This window comes from Pseudoalteromonas luteoviolacea, from assembly GCF_001696455.1.
Classification (GTDB): Bacteria; Pseudomonadota; Gammaproteobacteria; order Enterobacterales; family Alteromonadaceae; genus Pseudoalteromonas; species Pseudoalteromonas luteoviolacea_C.
In genome coordinates this window covers 1,547,920-1,567,818 of record NZ_MAUJ01000001.1, presented here as the reverse complement: position 1 = coordinate 1,567,818, position 19,899 = coordinate 1,547,920, and the positions used below count along the sequence as shown (strand labels likewise).

General features: G+C 41.8%; 16 protein-coding genes and 2 pseudogenes. 9 read left to right on the top strand and 9 right to left on the bottom strand.

Going from position 1 to position 19,899, the window contains the following annotated elements; all coding sequences use genetic code 11:
- Positions 1-28: 28 nt before the first annotated feature.
- On the top strand, positions 29-559 hold the full coding sequence (locus tag A7985_RS06670) for a sel1 repeat family protein (protein ID WP_141685275.1): 531 nt from the start codon (positions 29-31) through the stop codon (positions 557-559).
- Between the two features lie 47 nt (positions 560-606).
- Here A7985_RS06670 and A7985_RS06665 read toward each other — a convergent pair whose 3' ends face one another.
- Positions 607-1,488, bottom strand: a complete 882-nt coding sequence (locus A7985_RS06665) for a pirin family protein (RefSeq protein WP_065789635.1) — start codon at positions 1,486-1,488, stop codon at positions 607-609.
- 228 nt (positions 1,489-1,716) lie between these two features.
- On the opposite strand from A7985_RS06665, the gene A7985_RS06660 reads away from it, so the two are divergent.
- The gene (locus A7985_RS06660; protein ID WP_065789634.1) at positions 1,717-2,958 is read left to right on the top strand and encodes an aspartyl protease family protein; all 1,242 of its coding nucleotides are present in this window, start codon (positions 1,717-1,719) and stop codon (positions 2,956-2,958) included.
- A 379-nt stretch (positions 2,959-3,337) separates the two neighbouring features.
- On the top strand, positions 3,338-6,346 hold the full coding sequence (gene ydiJ, locus A7985_RS06655) for a D-2-hydroxyglutarate dehydrogenase YdiJ (protein WP_065789633.1): 3,009 nt from the start codon (positions 3,338-3,340) through the stop codon (positions 6,344-6,346).
- Between the two features lie 70 nt (positions 6,347-6,416).
- Here the strand turns inward: ydiJ and A7985_RS06650 are convergent, their stop codons facing one another.
- Positions 6,417-7,046: a hypothetical protein gene (locus A7985_RS06650; protein ID WP_065789632.1), complete on the bottom strand. Its 630-nt coding sequence runs from the start codon at positions 7,044-7,046 to the stop codon at positions 6,417-6,419.
- A 236-nt stretch (positions 7,047-7,282) separates the two neighbouring features.
- On the opposite strand from A7985_RS06650, the gene A7985_RS06645 reads away from it, so the two are divergent.
- Both A7985_RS06645 and A7985_RS06640 read left to right on the top strand, forming a co-directional pair.
- Positions 7,283-7,780 (top strand): RrF2 family transcriptional regulator, encoded by a 498-nt coding sequence (locus tag A7985_RS06645; RefSeq protein WP_065789631.1) that lies wholly within the window; start codon positions 7,283-7,285, stop codon positions 7,778-7,780.
- Between the two features lie 69 nt (positions 7,781-7,849).
- Entirely contained in the window at positions 7,850-8,263 is a 414-nt protein-coding gene (locus A7985_RS06640) for a DoxX family membrane protein (RefSeq protein WP_065789630.1), read from the top strand.
- A 144-nt stretch (positions 8,264-8,407) separates the two neighbouring features.
- Here A7985_RS06640 and A7985_RS06635 read toward each other — a convergent pair whose 3' ends face one another.
- From A7985_RS06635 to A7985_RS27220, 5 genes and pseudogenes are all read right to left on the bottom strand, one after another.
- Positions 8,408-8,617, bottom strand: coding sequence for a hypothetical protein (locus A7985_RS06635; protein WP_065789629.1), 210 nt, complete (start codon positions 8,615-8,617; stop codon positions 8,408-8,410).
- Positions 8,618-8,712: 95 nt separating this feature from the next.
- Positions 8,713-9,246, bottom strand: a complete 534-nt coding sequence (locus A7985_RS06630) for a hypothetical protein (protein WP_065789628.1) — start codon at positions 9,244-9,246, stop codon at positions 8,713-8,715.
- A gap of 133 nt (positions 9,247-9,379) precedes the next feature.
- The gene (locus A7985_RS06625; protein ID WP_065789627.1) at positions 9,380-10,549 is read right to left on the bottom strand and encodes a MerR family transcriptional regulator; all 1,170 of its coding nucleotides are present in this window, start codon (positions 10,547-10,549) and stop codon (positions 9,380-9,382) included.
- Between the two features lie 190 nt (positions 10,550-10,739).
- Positions 10,740-11,297: pseudogene (locus A7985_RS27225) on the bottom strand (methyl-accepting chemotaxis protein); the annotation flags it as partial.
- Positions 11,298-11,561: 264 nt separating this feature from the next.
- Positions 11,562-13,013, bottom strand: a pseudogene (locus A7985_RS27220) (PAS domain-containing protein); the annotation flags it as partial.
- A gap of 1,516 nt (positions 13,014-14,529) precedes the next feature.
- On the opposite strand from A7985_RS27220, the gene A7985_RS06615 reads away from it, so the two are divergent.
- From A7985_RS06615 to A7985_RS06605, 3 genes are read left to right on the top strand one after another with little or no spacing between them, the layout of a single operon-like run.
- On the top strand, positions 14,530-14,988 hold the full coding sequence (locus tag A7985_RS06615) for a GNAT family N-acetyltransferase (RefSeq protein ID WP_065789625.1): 459 nt from the start codon (positions 14,530-14,532) through the stop codon (positions 14,986-14,988).
- Between the two features lie 12 nt (positions 14,989-15,000).
- Positions 15,001-15,594: a Crp/Fnr family transcriptional regulator gene (locus tag A7985_RS06610; RefSeq protein WP_065789624.1), complete on the top strand. Its 594-nt coding sequence runs from the start codon at positions 15,001-15,003 to the stop codon at positions 15,592-15,594.
- Positions 15,595-15,648: 54 nt separating this feature from the next.
- Positions 15,649-16,098: a methyltransferase family protein gene (locus A7985_RS06605; protein WP_256096650.1), complete on the top strand. Its 450-nt coding sequence runs from the start codon at positions 15,649-15,651 to the stop codon at positions 16,096-16,098.
- Between the two features lie 226 nt (positions 16,099-16,324).
- On the opposite strand, the gene A7985_RS26405 is transcribed toward A7985_RS06605, so the two are convergent.
- Positions 16,325-16,489: a hypothetical protein gene (locus A7985_RS26405; RefSeq protein ID WP_176716693.1), complete on the bottom strand. Its 165-nt coding sequence runs from the start codon at positions 16,487-16,489 to the stop codon at positions 16,325-16,327.
- Positions 16,490-16,878: 389 nt separating this feature from the next.
- On the opposite strand from A7985_RS26405, the gene A7985_RS06600 reads away from it, so the two are divergent.
- Entirely contained in the window at positions 16,879-17,382 is a 504-nt protein-coding gene (locus A7985_RS06600; RefSeq protein ID WP_065789622.1) for an RNA methyltransferase, read from the top strand.
- Between the two features lie 147 nt (positions 17,383-17,529).
- On the opposite strand, the gene katG is transcribed toward A7985_RS06600, so the two are convergent.
- Positions 17,530-19,743 carry a catalase/peroxidase HPI gene (gene katG / locus A7985_RS06595; RefSeq protein WP_065789621.1) on the bottom strand — a complete coding sequence of 738 codons (2,214 nt, stop codon included), beginning with the start codon at positions 19,741-19,743 and terminating at the stop codon, positions 17,530-17,532.
- Positions 19,744-19,899 lie beyond the last annotated feature (156 nt).

Genomic DNA, 19,899 nt, shown 5'->3' with positions numbered 1-19,899 from the left:
AAAAGTTGAGCACGCCTTCATAGTTATCATGTATAAAATACTCTTCGTCATCATAATCGCTGTTATATTGCCTGCCTGTCAGTCTAATAGAGCCATCATCAAAGACATCGATGCAATTCACAAGCAAGAGCGAAATGGGATCAAACTCTATCAACAAGGGCAGTATGCAGGCGCGTTTGAGGAGCTGGGTGAGCTGGCTACATGGGGTTACAAAGATGCCCAATACTACTTGGCTTTTATGTTTTTAAAAGGCCAACATGTTGAACAGTCTACTTTGATAGGCATGGGTTGGTTAGGCGTTGCTGCAGAGTCAGGTATCGAAGAGTGGGTAGCTTTTTACGATAAAGTACATCGCAAAGCAAGCCCAGAGATGCAATTACGCATAGATGCGGTCGTTGCGGACTATCGGCGCAAGTTTGGTATGAAAGCGCAATTTATATCATGTCGTAAGTCTCAAATCGGTACATCTAAAAAAGTCGCCATTAAATGTACCAAAGAGGACAAAATCTCTAAGATCTATCCAATTGACTTAACTGAATCTCAGTTAAGGTTAGATTGACGTTACAAGCGCATTTCTTGGTGCTATTTAGGTCTGTTACGATGGTTTCAACTGTTCGAGTCCCTTATTTGTTTAACCGGAAGTGGGACATATTCAAGGTTATCGTCGGGGATTTGTGGAAAGTTGTTGTTTTGCCAATTCAGCTTGGCTTGCTCTATACGTTCTTTGCTGAATGACACAAAATTCCAATGAATATAAGGAACCTTCTCCCATTTATCGCCCCCGAGCAGGATAAATCTAGCATCTTGTACAACTTCTATTGTGAGTGTTAAGTCATCTATCAGCATAAAGTCGCCAGTCTTGAAATGGTGTTTTCCCAACCGGATTTCACTCCAAATGATGTATAGCGCTGTTTCTTGGGTGTCGCTGGGTAGTGAAATATCACTGTTGTTATTGGCAATGATGTCAACATAAAACATTGGAGAATAAGTTTTTACAGGAGAAGTGAGTCCATAAGCTTGTCCTGCAATGACACGCTTCATAACGCCCCCTATTACTGTTTGCGGGAGTTTATGGCGGTTAAAGTGCTCAAAACTCGGTGATGCTGTTTCATGTTCTTTGGGTAATGCAATCCACGATTGAAGGCCATTAATTGTGTGGGGCTGTGCTCGTGTTTCAAAGCTCTCGCGTTCCGAATGGACAATACCAACTCCAGCGGTCATCCAGTTGACATCACCAGGCGTAATTTCTATATGGTTACCTAAAGAATCTCGATGAAGTAGTGATCCCTCAATCAAGTAGGTTAGAGTGGATAGGCCTATATGCGGATGAGGTTGAACGTCAACTCCTCGACCAGATGAAAACTGCGTAGGGCCCATGTGGTCAAAGAAGATAAACGGGCCCACCATACGTTTCTTCATATGCGGTAATAAACGCTGTACATTAAGTCCACCAAGTTCATGTTTTGTGGGTGTAAGGAGTTGAGCCATGTTCTGGTTACCTCTTTGTGGGTTATCTGAGCTTTAGTACAAACAGGACAATTTTAGTATTTATCTCATGAGAACAAAAAATCAAAAAATAGGATAAGCCATTCTCTTTTGGAGATTAAATGTGGAATACGGCAATAAAGTTTTCATTTGCCATCGTGGATATTTGACGTTCTCTTCACAAACATAAAAGTAATGTAGTGGCACGCAATGGTTAAAAGGAAATGTGTTATGAAACTACTGGCTCTTATGCTTTGCTCAATCGTACTAAGCGGTTGCAGTGTTGCTAATTATGTTCGACTTAAATATGAAAATGACGATATTAAGCCACAATGGCAAGGACAGAAAACAAGTGCCCAAATTAAAGCTGATACCGGCGTTAAGCCCTATGTTTACATATCCATTAATGGCATCAAAGGGTTCAAAATGATGTTGGACACAGGGGCGTCTGTATCCTTCCTAAAGGACTCTGAAAAAGTAAAATCATTGTCACTCAAAGAGGGTTACCCTCTTGAAGTAGGTGGTTGGGGTGATGGTAAAAACTCCCATGGTTTTCAAACTGATGTAGAGAGTATTAAGTTAGGTGACGTTAGATTTGAAGACGTCAGTTTTGCATATTTGCCAGTCTCGCAAAGTGAGTATTTTTTGAGGCCAGATGAAGCTGTGTACGACGGAATTTTGGGTCATGACATTATGAAGCACTTTGCTTGGCATATTGATCCGCGGAAGGGTACTATAGAGATAGCGAGCAAGCCTTACATTTCGACTGACAAAGATATAACCATCCCAATGCGCGTCTTTCTCAGTAAGCTGTATTTTGACAGTACAATTGATTTGGGAAACAACCAGATTATGGAGCACGAAATATTGCTGGATACGGGCAGTCGGCACTACTTTAAACTCAATAATTACTATGTGCAGGATGAGGGCTACTCATTTAACGGCGTGACGGTTACAGGCTCAGATTTTGGCTTAAGTGGGCAAACTATTCATCAAAGAGGAACTATTCCTAAGCTCCAAATTTCAGATCTTACACTACAAAACGTTAAGACTAATTTTATTGAAGGCGGGGATGATGGTAAATCTGTCATTGGCAGCTCTGCATTGAGTCACTTTAGCTATGTTATCGATTACCACAACCTTAAGTTACATTTAAAGCCATACAAAAGTGCAACCTTTAAGGCACGTTACAATTTATTGGGAATGGAGCTGCGAAAGCTCACCAATGGTGCATTTGTCGTGCGTTACATTATGCCTGAAATGGCGGCATTTGGGTCAGGTATTAAAGTTGGTGATGAGGTTGTCAGTTTTAACGGCCAATCCGCAAGTGAGTTTGGCCAAAAAGAATGGTTGGAGCTGTCCGCGACGGTTGGGAAGCACACTCTGTGTATTTCCAGAAATCGACTATGTTTTGACCTAACTGCAAAAAATGTTGACGGTTATAGTATCAATGCTGGTCGCGCAAAACTGTAAAAGTAATTTATGTTAAAGCTATAAATAAAGCAGCTCTCGAGAGTGTTGGGCTGCTTAATTGAAGACAGTTTAACTTTAATACAGTCACGTGTTTTGAAATAAGCGATTCACAAAAGTGCTCGGGCAGGCTTGCTGGTACTAAACCTAATTCATATAAATCTATAGTTTTTTGAGTCCAAGTTAAGCGCTAATTCTCATAAAACAGATGAATAGTTAACGTCACAGAGTCTCTTGGTATTCCTGTACTTTTATCCCCATCTAGCCTTTCCCTTTGAGGATACTGCATATACCCATGGAACCATAATAGGAAATAACAGAAAGGGGCGTTATCATAAAATAAAGGTTATGTTATATTGTATCGTTTTGGGGTGGGGCGAAAATGGGTCGAGAAAATATAGCAAGTGTCCTTCTAGAGGAGACCGTTCAGTCATATCTGGAGGCATTGAATAAACAAGGGTTTGAAGGAGATATAGATAACAGCTATTCCACGACGTTAGTGCATTCAACTGATAACAGTATTTATCAACAAGTTCCCCGAGCGGTGCTTTTTCCCAAGTCAAACTTAGATGTACAACTGGCGTTAAAGCTGTCAGAAAAGCCAGAATTTAACCAATTGTATTTTGCTCCTCGAGGTGGTGGGACGGGCACTAACGGACAATCATTGACGGCGGGTATCGTTATTGACTTATCTCGGTACATGAGACAGATTCTAGAAATAAATACCGAGGAGCGATGGGTTAAGGTTCAAGCGGGTGTGATAAAGGATCAGCTGAATGACTTTCTAAGGCCGTATGGTTTTTTCTTTGCGCCGGACCTGTCAACCAGCAACCGTGCAACTGTTGGCGGAATGATAAACACTGATGCTTCGGGCCAAGGGTCCTTGGTTTATGGTAAAACGAGCGACCATTTACTATCTGTAAAATGTTTTTTGTCAGACGGATACGAATTAGATACGCAAAAAGTCAGTACACAAGAAGCAAAACAAGATGCGAAACACAACGATAGAAAAGGGCAGATACTACAGGCCACCCTAACAAGCTGTGAACAGAACAGAGACAGGATTCTATCGGTATTTCCCAGTCTCAATCGATTTCTGACAGGGTATGACTTAAAGAATGTATTTAGCGATGATTTGAAGACATTTGATCTTTCCCGCATCATTGCTGGCAGTGAAGGATCATTGGCGGTCGTTACTGAAGCAAAGCTCAATATCGTACCCATAGAGCCCTATAAAACACTGGTTAATATTAATTACGACAATTTTGACTCAGCGCTAAGGCATTCGCCATTTTTAGTGAGTGCTAACTCTACATCTGTAGAAACAGTGGATAGTAAAGTTCTAAACCTAGCCAAAGCAGACATGATATGGCGCAGCGTATCGGACTTTTTAGAAACTCCCGCACATATCGCATCAGACGGTCTAAATATGGTGGAGTTTAATGGTACAGACCAAAATGACATTGAAGAAAAGGTTGGGACATTAACGTCCAAATTAGATTCGCTCATCGCTAGCAATCAATCTGGTGTTTTATCTTATTCTATTACGACAAGTAAGGCGGATATTCTAAAGATATATGCAATGCGCAAAAAAGCGGTGGGTTTATTGGGTAACAGCAAGGGTACCAGAAAGCCAATAGCATTTGTTGAAGATACGGCTGTTCCTCCCGAAAATCTCGCAGATTTCATCACCGAGTTCCGCTCACTGTTAGATTCATATAATTTGACTTATGGTATGTTTGGACATGTAGATGCAGGCGTTTTGCATGTTCGCCCTGCGTTAGACTTATGTGATGAGTCTCAACGAGCGATGCTTAAACCAATATCCGATAAAGTCGCGGAGTTAACAAAAAAGTATGGGGGCTTATTTTGGGGTGAACACGGTAAAGGGTTTCGCAGTGAATATGGCCCTGAGTTTTTTGGAGAAGCGCTCTTTTTAGAACTGCGTAAAATCAAAACTGTTTTCGATAAACGTAACAAACTGAATCCCGGAAAAATCTGTACGCCGTTGGGCAGTGACTCAGAACTCGCTAAAGTCACAGGCCCTTTGCGAGCTCGATATGATGAATTAGTACCGATTAATATTAAAACGAGCTTCCAAGACACTTTAAACTGCAATGGTAACGGGCTCTGTTTCAATTACACCGAAACGACACAGATGTGCCCGTCATATAAAGTCACCAAAGACAGACGCGACTCGCCAAAAGGTAGAGCGACCTTGTTCAAAGAGTGGTCTCGATTACAGGCCATGCAAGGGGTAGAGTTGCCCGAGCTGCAGTCAGATTACTATGAGCCGGATACCCAGCTACCTAGGGTAGAGATTTCTGAAGCTGGTAATTTAAAAGCATTAAACCATGAAGTAAAACAAGCCATGGATGCCTGTCTTGCATGTAAAGCCTGTTCGAGTGCCTGTCCTGTTAAAGTAGATATTCCTAATGCCCGTGCCTATTTTCTCGATTTTTATCACCAAAAATATGGCAGAAGTCTCAAAGATTACTTGGTTGCAAATATCGAACGCGTGTTACCAATTATGTCGCGTTTTGCAAAGTTACTTAACCCTGTCATTGGTTCGCGGCTCATAAATATTTTGGCGAAAAAAACGATTGGTTATCAAGATCTTCCTCTACTTAGTCTGCATGAGCTTAAAACGAAAGCCTTTGATTTTGAAGAACTGAGTAAGCTCAACGAGCACCAAAGGGGTAAGTACGTGTTAATCGTACTAGACCCATTTACGCGTTACTATGAAGCTGAGCTACTCGAGGCGACAATAAAGCTCATCGAAAAACTCGGTAAGCAAGCAATTTTGTTACCCTATTATGAAAATGGTAAAACTAAACATGTCAAAGGCTTTTTAAGCGCGTTTAAGGCGACGGCGCATAAAACAAGTGCCTTTTTACAGCAAGTATCAAGATTACAGATCCCAATGGTTGGGTTGGACTCGGCTTTGGTCTTTGTTTATGAAGATGAGTATCGTAAAGTACTGACAGAGTCCCAGCGAGGCGATTATAAAGTCCACGCGATCCATGAATGGCTCAAACAGCAAGATCTATCTAGGCTTCAAGTCGCATCATATGCAGGTTCTTTGGCGCTCCTTTCTCACTGCACTGAAGAGACAAATCCAAGAGCTTCAACCGCAGCATGGGTATCTATTTTTAATCGCTTAGGTGTTGTACTCGAAGCGCCAAGTACGGGTTGTTGCGGTATGGCTGGCACATTTGGACATGAGTCTAAGAACCAAGCGGCCTCTCGCCAATTATATGATATGTCATGGAAGATGCATGTTAAGTCACAAAAGGTGATTGCAACAGGGTTCTCATGTCGTAGCCAAGTAAAGCGTTTTGAAGGTGTTAAACCTAAACATCCGGTGGAGTTCATCGCGGATTTGCTATAACGTTGTGCGCTTGCAGCCAAAGACTGCAAGCGCTTGTTACTTCAAATTGAGGGGGTCAGTTTTTAAAGTGCTACAAGATGACCATTGGCATGTTCCAAGAGGTGCTGTTTTCACCACCAATGCCTTCCATTGAAAAACTCGGTTTAATACCCATAATCATGTCGCTGACGTTTATATTTGGAAATCTCCTTTTCAAGACCTCAAGATCTATGTTTGACTGTTCTGTACAATTGACTTCTACACCAGTGACAGTAAGGCCTAATCCATTTGTTTGTACAAAATCAAAGTTGCCAATATAAGTAGCTTTACCGGGTTGGGCTTTAAAATTAATTGAAATTGGCATCTGTGGTTTTGTGGTTGCATAGCCACTGGATACTTGCCAGCCATAAACTGTATACTCGCCGGCTGGTAGCTCAACGACATAGAGCTGTCCCTTTCTTCCTATATGGCTGTAGTCCCCTTTGGGTGGAATAGGAATTAATGACATGCCTTTACCAAATTCAATTTGGCCGCTGGATTGCCCATTTGAAGCAGAAAAACGAATGGAATAGCCAGAGTAACCGCCTTGGTAACTGATAGAAGCGACAAATACGCCTTTGTCTGTTGCTTCATTTAACTGGTAGCCTTTTTTAACACTCTTGGTGGTAGCACAGCCAACAACAAATAGGCATATAACGCCTAAAAGAAAACTTCTTATCACTCAATTACCTATCCACTATATAAAATTAGGTACATTTCGTATCTATAAATGCTCTGATGAGCTATATATTTTTAGCATCTGTTTTATATGCGTTTTCGCTTGCCTCTCAGCTACTTAGTGCGTGTGAACATATGGGGATTATTATTATGGATAAAAAATATCTATTATAGAACTTGACGGTAGTGTTAATTGCAGATAAATTTTATCCGTAATTGAGTGAGCTGGATTTTTATAGTATGAAAATAGGAAAGGGCGTTGAATGGGCTGCGCATACTTGTGCATTGCTAGCTTTGCTACCGGCGAATGCCGCACTCGCATTAGATACCCTCGCGGAATTTATTGGAGTGCCATCGCCTTATTTGGCTAAACAAATGCAGATGCTAAGTCGAGCAGGCATAGTTAAAGCGAAACGAGGGGTTGCTGGAGGCTATAAGCTAGCGCGCTTGCCAGAAACCATTTCTCTGTGGGATATAACAGGGGCCGTTGATGGAACAACTCCAAGCTTTCGTTGTACAGAAGTAAGAAAAAATGGTCCATGCGGCGCATCTTCAGATGAAGTCATCACGCCTTGCAAAATTGCCGCGTCTTTTCGAAATGCGGAAGATAAATTTAGGCAAGAACTCAACAGTGTAAAGCTGCCAGAATTAGTCGCTGGGATTGCACTCGATGTCAGCGATGAAAGAAAAACACGCATTAAAGCTTGGATAGAACAAAACGCTGCATTTTCCTCTTAAGAGTATTCATTAGTCAGATTTTTTAAATACTAGTCATAAATTAGTTTAGTACAGAATAGGAACACTTAAATGTTTTCAGAAAGCCAATTGCCTCAGCACATATCTATTAATGTGCTCGCCCGTTTTCTCTTTACGTCGTTATTTTTGTTATCGGGTATTACCCACTTTACCAATCTCCCTTATTATTTGAACTTAATGCCAGAGGCAATTCCTTATAAAGTCGCGTTAATTTGGGTTTCTGGAGTTGTTGAGCTGGTGGGCGCTGGGATGATTTTATTAAACTGGAGGCCTAAACTTGGCGGGTGGTTGTTGGTGATTTTTTTACTACCGGTGACGATTGTAGTGCACGGTTACGAGATGCTTTACGCAGAGCATGAAGTTGTCCGAGCATTGCAACAGGCACATTTTCTCAAGGGCTTTGCACTAATTGGCGCAGCTCTGTTGATTACTCAGATTGGCGTCTATCAAAAAGAGAAATCATAAATCATCCTGTAGGTGAATCACTTGCTATCGCACTTTATCGATAAATTTATACTCGCACAGGTACCATTCATACTAAAGATTGATATCTATGGGCGGTACTTTGGAGCTTTGTTATTGACTACTCGTAAACGCTAAATAGGTCGCTCAAATGGGATTTTTAGAGTGGCCGGTTATTGCAACATAAGAAAAGCTCATGGCACCAATAAATGTGCCCATGGTCAGTGCCCATGCATACACGCCTTTATATTCCCCAAACATAATTGCAAATAATATGGCAGTTGTAATCACCCAAAGCGGGAATGCTAAAAAAATGGCCAAAAACCGGATCACATTTTTGGTTTGTAACATTTCCATTGGTCGGTGCTCCTCATGTTTATGCGAGTATCCATTGCAAATCGTTTTGCATTGTCATTTAAAGTGAGCTTCACTTTTGATTTAGGTTATCGAGATTACCAATCTTGACTGTACTTTTTATTGGCCTCAAATGCTTCGACTTCTAAAGGTGCATTGTTATAGCCATATTGTGCAAGGTCAGAGAAGTGTTGGGTAACGACGTTATCAAGTCCCATTCTTTCCATCTGTAATACGTGGACAAGCTCATGGGCTAATTTAGGTTTATTTAAGTCAAAGCCATTTCTGACATATATCGTATAACCAAAAACTTGTGCATTATTGATAATACCTTCACCAATAAACCCAAGCGCTTCACCTAATGTTTTTAGAGCAAAGTTTTCATGGGGAAACGGGACTTCTTCAACATACACAATTTTTATTTTCTCAGGGTTTGTGATCCCGATTTCTTTGGCTAGAGATAACTCCCTGTCAGATAGCGACTTGCCCGCCATAAGGCCTTTTTCTTCAACCGTGTATGCCCACTCAATATATTGGGGCAGTAATACCATCGAAATGACCTTTTGGTGAAAAAAAGTCAGCACAAACAGGGTAGAGATAACAATGAGAGATAAGAGTTTTACAATCTTCATATCTGATTTATTAGCGTTATGCTGTAATTTTACTTATGTTAACACCCTATCTTATAAATTCTCTCATAAGCATACTGTTTGACTAAGTTAAATTGATCAAAAGGGGCTCTGATTCGTCCTGTCTAAAGTATGGCTACAGCTTGCTGATAATGAACATATGGTATCCAAATTCATGCTGATATTGCGTGCAAATATCAATTTCAACCTCAAGATCATCAAGTACTGGCGATTTGAAGACGCCTCTTTTTAGACTTTCGACCCGTTTGTGTAATGGCCCATAGTAATTTTCCCAAGCCTTGTCACTGAGTGGGAAGTGCTCGATAAGGCGATAGCCGGCGTTTTTGAAATGTATTAATCTGGCTGCGAGGGATTTCATATCTGGATATTCTTTTTGCCAAAAAGAATTAGCCCTTTTGCTAGGGGTGCCAGTACGCCATATCAAGTCGCTAAGAACCAGAACGCCTGATTTCGCTAATAAAGGTTTCCAATCATGTAAGGCGTTCTCTACTCCCATAATATAGGCACTGCCTTCCGACCAAATTAGGTCGAAGCGTTCATTTGGGTAATTAAGGTCAGTCATACTGGTACACACAGTAGTAATTCTGTTTGTCAAATTTAGCTTTTCGAAGCTTTCTAGCACGACGTTGAGGGCGATTTGCTCGTTGTCAATTGCGGTGATGTGTGCAGCACAATTTTGGGCTAAGACTTGAGTTGCTTGACCTTTACCACAGCCGATCTCTAATATTTGCTCAACAACTGTGGGGACATGCTTCAGTGCTCTGAGTGTATCTTGAACACTCCCTGGCCCCCAGCGTTCAAGCGTGCTAAATACACGCATAAAGTCAGCCATGTATCGGTCATGTTCGTTCATGTCTTTCGATAACCATTTGAGTCGCAAAGCCTCTTTTTCTTCAAAGCCTTGGCGTATAAGCCAATCTGTGTGGATGTCAGGCGCTACTTTGTTTAATTTTTCATGCCACGTCTTTAACTCTCCTTCACCGAGCAGTGCTGCGAGCAAATTGCGTGATTTCTGTTTTTGTTCGATTTCAATATCTAATGCGTTGAGGCGGTTCTTTAAGATGGCTTTGTCTAATTTTGTTTCTAGGCACGCTTTGCATTCTTGCAAAGTTAAGCCGCCAGCCTGCAACTGTTGGATTAATCGGACGCGTTGGACATCTTTTTGTGTATAACTGCGATAGCCATTTTCAAGCCGATGGCCAGATATAAGATTTTGTTTTTCGTAATACAGCAAGGCGGTCCTTGACATTCCGACTTGTTTAGCGAGTTCAGATATTTTGTACATACCGAGTATATCTTAATAGAAAAATTGAATTTAGTATGAGGCTTATGCCTGCATCCAGAAGTGGCAGTTTCTCATTTTTAAAGCTACCAACTGTACTTTAGACTATAAAGCCATAGACAGGTCAATCCTGAATTAATCATAAAGAAGAGAGTGGGGGCACCCGCGGCGTATTGTGCCGCGGTGTAAAGTTCTATGAGGCAATATGAGCTAAACCGGTCCCTATCGCGCTTTTTTCTAAGCTGAAAAAGTCCATGGTTTTATTCATGTTGAGTGCTTGGTCGGCCATAGACTGTCCTGCTGCAGAAGCTTCTTCTACCAGCGCAGCGTTTTGCTGAGTCATTTCATCCATTTGAGTCACTGCGCTGTTTACCTGCACGATACCTTCTGATTGCTGTCGCGCTGACTCGGCAAGCTCTTGCATCATTGCGCGCACTTTTGAAGTGGACTCTACAATTTCAAGTAGGGTTTCACCAGATTTATTAACCAAAGATGTGCCTTCTTCCACTTTAGTTTGGCTGTCTCTAATAAGCTCCTTAATTTCCTTAGCGGCCTCTGATGAACGTTGTGCAAGGTTTCTCACTTCACCTGCAACGACTGCAAATCCTCTACCTTGTTCTCCTGCTCTGGCTGCTTCAACGGCGGCATTGAGCGCTAATAGATTGGTTTGAAATGCAATTTCATCAATAACACCAATGATTTCTGATATTTCTTTACTTGAATCACTGATCTCTTTCATGGCCGTTACAGCTAGGTTAACGACTTGGCCACCTTGCTCTGCACGTTTTTCCGCCTCCATCGAAAGTTCACTGGCACTTTCTGCGCGCTTACTCCCTTGTTTCACACCGTCTGTCATTGCATCCATACTGGCTGATGTTTCTTCAAGGCTAGATGCCTGTTCTTCCGTACGCTGACTTAGATCCATATTGCCCTGAGCAATTTCATTGGCGCTTTGCGAAATACTCCCCGCAGATGTACGAATACTCGAAATGATTTCGGTAAGCTTATCGGCGGTTGCATTTGTGTCTTCTTTGAGCTTACCAAACTTACCTTGATAATCATTGGTAATTCGTTTCGACAAGTCTCCGTGGGCCAGCGCGCCTAACATATGCATTACATCATCTAACGCTACTTCGACGGTGTCTAAAAGGCCATTTAGTCCTTGGCTAAGGTTGCCAAAGAAACCTGATTTACCCGATGGGTCGATCTTTTTGCTGAGGTCACCTTGAGAGGCTGCTTGTACAATTTGATCAATTTCTTTTTCAATGTTGACCTCGGCGGTCCGATCAACCCATTCAAGCACGGTACCAATGCGTTTACCATCGACCTCTATTGGGTTAGCGGTTAATGCAAACACCTTGTTGCCAATATGTTCCACACTTCTGTGCGTATCTTGCAGATTCTCAAACATCAACTTCTGCTGTTCCGGCTCTAGATAAAAATCTTGAATTGCAAAGCCAATGAGTTCATTTGCACTGAACTGACCAACGTGCATGCGGATATCGCGCTCTGAGTCTAACATCATGTCTTGCAGAGCATTATTTGCATAAATAACGTTTAACTCAGGGTCAGCGATCATGACGTTACCGGAGACACTGTCCAAAGCATATTTAACACGCGCATTTTCAGAAGCGATACGAGACTTTTCTTTCTCAAGCGCAAGCCAATCCGTTTTATCCTGCCACTCGAGTACGGTGCCTACACGTTCGCCTTCAACATTAACTGGGCTTGCGACAATGGAGAAAGTTCTGCCAGCAAGTACAAATTCACTTTCATGACTGGCTGTTAATTGATCATACTCAACTAAATGTTGCGCAAAGTGCTCAAAGAAATGAGTAATAGACTGATCCCGCACATCGGCAGGATTAAACTCGGGTAAAACTGTGGCAATGTCTTCAGACGCTGTAGCAAACATTTGCTCTAAAGCGGAATTTAAATAAATTACTTGATATTTATCATCGGTTATCATTACTTGCCCAGAAGAGCCGTCTAATGCATATTTTACGCGGGCATTTTCTGAGGCAATACGGGTTTTTTCCCGCTCATTGGCCAACCAGTCTGTTTTGTCTTCCCACTCATAAACTAACCCGACGGTTTTACCATCAACAATTACAGGGCTAGCAACTAAGGCGAACGTTCTACCTGCGATTTCAAACTCTCCTTCAAATGCACCGTTTAACTGCTGAAGTTTTTGTTCAATATCAGAAAAAGAAGGCAGTTGCTGACTTAGAGGTGCATTGAGTATTGCAGTGTAATCGAAGCTAGGGGCCAAGGAGCAGATGTCTTTGTTAGCTACCTTAAACATGGTGTTGATCGCATCATTTAAGTAGGTCACCTTACCGTCTTTGTTTGTTATCATGACACATGCACTGGCGTTGTCTAACGCACTTTTAATTCTTGCATTCGCACTCGCGATACGCTTTTCTTCACGTTCTTTTTCACGACCTTGTCGCAAACTATCACGCATCGACATCATTGACTTGAAAACACCTTTTGGTTTGGTTTCGTCATATTTTTCATCTAAATCACCACGTGCTATCGCCATAGCAATTTGTTGTAACTCGTTGGGGTCTTTACCCAGTTGTGCCATAACATTTCGGGTTAATATAAAGACCACACAGCCGCTCAAAAGCAGTGCAATAGCAAAGGTGACAAGTATTTTATTAACGGCATATTCGTTGTCTGCTTTTAATCTTGGCCCGAGCGTGTCCTGATCTGCTTTAACAGACAGCTTCAGGTCTTCAACCAACTTAGCAAACTGTGGCCCAATCACGTCAAGGGTATTAGCCACCTTATCATTTCGATCTACGATGATATCGTGCACGCTTTGATAAGCTTTTTTATATTCAGACTCCATCGACCTGATTTGGTCAATCATTTGCTTGCTTGTATTAGACGTAGTCAAAAGTTCAATTTTGTCCATCTGCTGTTCAAATTGAGAGAATTCCTGTCTAACACGTTGGTCAGCACTTTCGTCATTACTTTCGAGATATTTAATGACATATAAACGCGCTAAAAGGAGGTTTCTCATCGCAACCCCAGTGAGATAGGCAAGTTGCGTATCGTTGCTTTCTGAGGCGCTATACATAAGTTTTGTTAGTTCGCGCTCCATTTGCGGACCGAGGGCATTGAGTTGCCCGTTTACCAGATCATCTCTTTGCAATCGATATGACTTGATAACTTCAAACGTCTGATTGTACTGCGCTATTTCTTTGTTGAGTTCTTCAACCATCGCGGCACGCTCTGGTTTGTTGATCTCTCGTTTGGCGTCTCTCAGTAGCTTTTCCACTTCGGTGAAATACTGATTGTATTGTTCAACATCTTTATCGCTGCCGGTCAGCAAAAAGTCTTTCACATTCATGCGAACCATCAACATGTTCGATTGGAGAATGCCCGCTAAGTTACTGTCGCGAGCCAGTTCGCGGTAGTCTTTAAAACCGTCGGATGCTGTTTTCAAAGCAAAGAAAGAAATTAAACCGATGATAGCCAGTGTGACCATAACGGCAGAAAAAGCTGCGATAAGCTTTGATCTTAATGTAGATAACAGATTGAATCGGGTCGGATTAACCATGTTCAAAGTTCCCTTAAGACGCTGGTGTAGCGAGAAATATCAAAAGTCCTGAAACAAGTATAGAAGCTAAATAACAATGCGTTTCATTATTGCCAAAATATGTCCTGACGGCATGGATAACTACGGGCTTAACGAGTTTAAAATTAAATTGAATTAAAATTATAAACTTCAATATTTACAATGTGATAAGGGGGGCTGATCTTAAATAAGTATGGTTTTGCAAGGAATCTGTTTTTACAAAATGAGCTTTGTCGCTCGTAATGAATTAATTTAAGTTATGTGAAAAAGCCCGCACATAACTGAGTTTTCTAAATCGCACTATATGCAATTTATCATTCATTAGTGCAAATACTGGTATTTGTTATAAGCCTATGATATTCAAATACTAGGATGTTTCTAGGAGTAACAGGCAGTGAATGGCGAAGTCAAAATTAGAATAGCAAAGGAAGAAGAAATTCATTGGGTCAATGAGCAATATCAGCGCATAGGTTTCAAGCTCTCGAGCTTCGAACATGATTTAATCGCAATCGCTTTAATCGATGGGCAAAAAGTCGGTGTGGGTCGAGTACAGACTTTATCAGACAAGGATGCTGAATTAGGGGGAATGTATGTGAACCCTGATTTTAGAGGTGCCGGCATTGCTGCAAAGTTAGTTTCGTTTTTAGTTGAAAGTGCCAGTCAGTTTCAACGAGTATATTGCTTACCATTTTCTCATCTCTCTGAGTTTTACACGAAGTTTGGATTTGAGTGTGTATCAGAGCGAAGCTCGGCACCTGATTTAATATTAAGCAAGCACCATTGGTGTAATGAAATTTATGACCATGAAACACTTTTGTTCGTGAAAAATAACACCGACAATCACTCACTTTGATATGAGTAAAACATGGATGAAGCTGAAAATAGGCACTTATTACAGTCGATATTGACGAGGTTAGTCCCTTTTAATAAACAAGAGCTAGACAGTGGACTTAACTGTTTTAAGTTTAACCACTTTGCACCGAAAGCACATATCTTTCGCTGCCAAGACATAGTATCTGATGTACATTTCCTAATTTCTGGCATTGGGCGTTATTACTATATTGATGCGCAAGGAAAAGAGTTTAATAAGTCGCTTGTTAAACAAGGTGGGGCATTTACAAGTATAGGGTCACTGATTGAAAACCAGCCAAGTCCATTTTACACCCAGACTTTGAGTGTTTGTACAACGGCTTCAATACCTTATAAGCAATTACTTGAGCTGGCCAGGTCCAATTTGAATTGGAGCGAGTATGTACGCAAGCTCTATGAGCAGCTAGCGCTGAAAAAAGAAAAACGGGAGGCGGGGCTTCTACTTTTGAGTGGACAGCAAAGATACGAGCAGTTTTTAGAAGAGTTTGGTGAGCAGAGCGAACTCTTCACTCTCAACCAAGTGGCGATGTATCTAGGGATAACAGATGTCAGCTTATCAAGAATAAGAAATAAAATGGGCTTAACATAGGTAAAGGCCAGTCTTGTGCTCAGGCGTTAAACTGCTCGCTATTTAAAGGAGCATATGATGCAAAAGTTACTTCCCCCATTTTTATACATATTGACACTAACAGCGATGATTTTGACGTGCTGGTGGTTTGAACTTTCTCACCATTTAGTTTTTCCATTTAACTTGCTAGGACTGCCTTTTGCTTTATCGGGTTTAGTACTCTCTGCGCAAGCAAAGCGATTGTTTATTCGGTTAGAAACCAACGTCATGACATTCGACAAACCTGATCTTCTTGTCACTGAAGGGGCATTCAAGCACACGCGCAATCCAATGTATTTAGGCTTCGTAATATCATTGCTGGGCGTGTGTTTACTTATAGGTGCAAATGAGTTGTCTTGGGCATTTGTTGTGCTATTCGTGGTCATTACTGATCGTTGGTATATCTGTTACGAAGAGAGAGTAATGCAGGAAAAGTTTGGGTCCCAGTATGCAGCATACTGTCGCGATGTTAGGCGCTGGATATAGGTTTTAACTAGGTTTGGGTAAAAATTGATTGGTTATTACATGTAACAAAGCAAATAAAGCAACCGACATTAAATTCCCACTTAACCTCAGCTTCCGTTTTAGCTTTAGATTACCTCGGCAATAGGTTTTTTACTTAATCTATAGGGTCATATAAGCGACCTCGTGTACAACGATGGTCGCTTAAAAAGCCATTAAATTGGCTTGATAACAAGTGATTTATTGGTGTTTATGACAAGCAAGCTTGTGGAGTAGTGCAGGCCCAAATAGACTGGCACGCTGCACGAGTCTCAACCAATGGTTTACCGCCTGCGACATTTGGCGTTAAATCTAGGTTCAATGAACGTTTGTTTGATAAGTGTTTTATTGTGCTTTTCTTTATTTTTAATTTCATTGGTATCTCCTTGATTTGTACAAAATTGTACCGTTTCTAAGCTAGCGAATCGAACGCATGGATTCAATGCAAAAACACGAAATGTTACATTCGTGGCAGGGTAAGTGACCTGAGGTACCTTAAATGGGTAATAAAATTGAAATATATTATTACTTATTTTTCAATTTTACTTACTAGTGAATTGTTTTTGTTGCTTTCTTTTTTTGCAATAAATTTCGTTCGTGTTAAATGGAGGGGGTTCATAAGGGCGTTTCCCAATTGTTACAGTTTATGTCCAAATTAGACTTCTTAGTGTGTTTTAGTTTGCTGGCACAATCTTTTGCACATGATACAATCGCGCGTCGGTATTTCTTGGCAGCTTTACTGCCTATAGGTGAGAGTTAAATAATATGAGTAAGTCGTATTCGGCCATTGGACTGGTTAACCCAAAATCACCAACCAATGTGGGTGGTGTACTACGTGCAGCAGGATGTTATGGCGCGCAGGCTGTGTACTTTAATGGTAATAGGTATGCGAAAGCCGCGAAGTATCATACTGATACTAAGAACATCGCCGATCACATTCCGATCCAGCAAGTCGATGACTTAATCTCGTTGAAAACACCAGGTAGGGCGTTGGTGTGCGTGGAGCTGGTCGAAGGTGCAACTCCATTGCCTGAATTTCAACATCCTGAGGATGCACTTTATATATTCGGGCCAGAAGATGGCAGCCTGCCACAAAGTATTGTTGATGCAGCGGACGCCGTTGTTTATGTACCTACTACTGGGTGTATGAATCTCGCTGCTACGGTAAATGTACTGTTATACGATCGAATGGCAAAACGCACGACTTCGTTTGACACTAATCAAGTTCTGTCCAGTAGAGATACCAATAATAGGTTAGTGGTTAGTTAGGCTTGCCTGCATAAGCAATTGTGAATTGAAAAGATATTGAGTCATAACAATCCTCATTGTAGTCAATCGATAGCACCCTTGTATGGCAGCATAAGCTTTATGCCTTAATTAAGTAAAAGCCGCATCATGCGGCTTTTACTTTTAAGACTATTGAAGATCAAATCTGTCCAGTCGCATGACTTTTACCCAAGCTGTTACAAAATCATCGACAAACTTTTGTTTGGCATCTTTGGATGCATATACTTCTGCAATTGCGCGTAGTTCTGAGTTAGAGCCAAATATTAAGTCAACCGAGCTGGCTTGCCATAATTTTTTACCTGACTTTCTATCGAAACCAAGATACATGCCCGGCTGATTATCTGATTTCTTCCATTTAGTCCGCATGTCCAAAAGGTTGACAAAAAAGGCATTGTTTAAGCTTCCGGGTGTGTAGGTCAGTACACCAGTTTTGGAATTATCTGTATTGGTATTTAACACTCGCATACCACCTAATAGCACAGTCATTTCTGGGACTGATAGACCAAGCATATTAGCTTTATCTACGAGCATTTTAGTCGGAGACATAAAAGCGTCTTTATGATAGTAGTTTCTAAAAGCGTCTGCTTTTGGCTCTAGATAACTAAACGAAAGTACATCTGTTTGAGCTTGATTCGCATCAGTGCGGCCCGGAGTAAATGGTACTGATACTTTGAATCCAGCAATACTCGCAGCATTTTCAAGCCCTGTAGCGCCACCAAGCACAATCAGGTCAGCCATTGACACCTTACGTCTTGATTTGCTGTTGAACCTTGCTTGAACGCGTTCCAGTTTGTTTAGCACAGAAGCGAGTTGCTTAGGGTTATTTACTGCCCAATTGCTTTGAGGCGCGAGTCTGATCCTAGCGCCATTGGCACCGCCGCGCATATCTGTGATGCGGTGGCTCGATGCAGCTGCCCATGCAGTTTCAATGAGGTCTGCATTGTTTAGGCCGGTATCAACAATGGCTTTTTTCAGCTTTTTAACATCTGAATCAGAGATGCTTTTTCCTGTTTGCTCAGGTAATGGGTCTTGCCAAAGTAAAACGTCTTTAGGTATATCATTACCAAGGTAGCGAGCGCGAGGACCCATATCTCGGTGCGTTAGTTTGAACCAAGCTTTAGCAAAGGCGAGTTCGTACTCTTTGGGGTCGGCTCGGAAACGTTCAACAATTTTACGAAATGCAGGATCTTCTTTGAGCGCCAGATCTGTTGTAAACATGATTGGTGCGCTGCGTTTATTTTTGATGTGTGCATCGGGTACTAAGTTGGCAGCCGCAGGGTTATCTGGGATCCACTGAATCGCGCCGGCCGGACTTTTAGTCTGTACCCAGTTGAAATTCATCAAATTATCTAAATAGTTAGTTGACCAACGGGTGGGAGTCACTGTCCACGCGCCTTCGAACCCACTGGTACTTGTATCTGCCCCTTTACCGCTACCACAGGTATTTTTCCAGCCAAAGCCCTGTTGTTCTGTCGGCGCTGCTGCGGGTTCTTTTCCTACACAATTATTTGGTTTTTTTGCGCCATGGGCTTTGCCAAATGTATGACCGCCCGCGATCAACGCGACGATTTCTTCATCATTCATTGCCATACGACCAAATGATAAGCGTATGTCTTTAGCAGCTAATATTGGGTCTGGTTTACCATGCGGGCCCTGAGGGTTGACATAGATTAGCCCCATTTCTACGGCAGCCAGAGGTCCTTTTAGCTTCCCTTTCTTATCACGTCTTTCATCGGCCAAAAAGGCTGTCTCTGGGCCCCAATAGACTAAATCTGGTTCCCAATCGTCGCTTCTACCACCGGCAAAACCAAAAGTTTTGAAACCCATGGATTCCAGAGAAACATTGCCAGCGAGCACCATCAAATCAGCCCAAGAGAGTTGTTTACCGTATTTTTGCTTTACTGGCCAAAGTAAACGCCTCGCTTTATCCAAATTGGCATTGTCTGGCCAACTGTTCAGTGGGTTAAAGCGTTGCTGCCCACCAGCAGCACCACCACGGCCATCGTGAACACGGTAAACGCCAGCGCTGTGCCAAGCCATACGGATCATCAATGGTCCATAGTGTCCCCAATCGGCAGGCCACCAATCTTTTGAATCCGTTAAAGTGGCTTTAATATCGGCTTTTACAGCTTCTAAATCGAGCTTGATAAATTCACTTCGGTAGTCAAAGTGCTCACCATATGGGTTTGACTTAACGCTGTGTTGCCTAAGAGGACTAAGATCGAGTTGCTCGGGCCACCAAAACTGATTGGTTTTAATTTGGGTTGCAGACGGTGATGCGTTAGCGGCACTTGAAAGTGCCATACTGACGGTTGCTGCTAAGGTTAATAAATGTGTACGCATAAAAAAGCTCCAAATAAGTATGCTCAGGTCATGTCTGTGATCCACCTGAGGGGGTGCTCTTTAGAGCCTAAAAGTACAAACTTAAGAATTAAAATTGAATAACTTAAAGATAATCATCAGTTTTTTAGAATATTCATTCGAAGAGTACCTAATGTT